The sequence below is a fragment of the Azospirillum tabaci genome (genome assembly GCF_014596085.1).
Taxonomy (GTDB): Bacteria; Pseudomonadota; Alphaproteobacteria; order Azospirillales; family Azospirillaceae; genus Azospirillum; species Azospirillum tabaci.
Map to the genome: position 1 here is coordinate 1 of NZ_JACCJY010000094.1, position 532 is coordinate 532.

The 532-nt window shown below is 60.7% G+C and carries 2 tRNA genes; both read right to left on the reverse strand.

The window, feature by feature from the left end:
• Positions 1-341: 341 nt before the first annotated feature.
• Positions 342-417 (reverse strand) — tRNA-Ala (locus tag H0B54_RS29405).
• A 30-nt stretch (positions 418-447) separates the two neighbouring features.
• Positions 448-524: transfer RNA gene (locus tag H0B54_RS29410), tRNA-Ile, on the reverse strand.
• Positions 525-532 lie beyond the last annotated feature (8 nt).

Consider the following 532-nt stretch of genomic DNA (forward strand, 5'->3'; position numbering starts at 1 on the left):
CAACGTGCTGCGTCCTTCATCGCCTCTCAGTGCCAAGGCATCCACCAGATGCCCTTCAGACGCTTGATCCTCTACTCAGCGGTTGCGCCACGCGCAGGGGCAAGCCCAGACGCACGCACAACGCCGCAAGATGCATTGACCATCGAACCAACCCCCAGAAGGAGCCGGCCCGAGGTCCGTCCTCGGTCACTTAACAATCGTCTTCACACTGTCCATGATCCCGCTCCAGTCCTCCCGTGTGGGAGAGCCCGAAGCTCACGTTTCCGTGTTGCGTTTCCTTCTGACGGATCTCTGTGGCAGACCACCACCGCCTCGACACCAGCCCCCGAACTTGAGGATACTGGTGGAGGCAGACGGGATCGAACCGACGACCTCCTGCTTGCAAAGCAGGCGCTCTCCCAACTGAGCTATGCCCCCGTTTGGCGTCAAGCGTTGCGGCCTGATGGATGGTGGGCCAGGGAGGATTTGAACCTCCGACCTCACGCTTATCAAGCGCGCGCTCTAACCAACTGAGCTACTAGCCCCTCGCTGT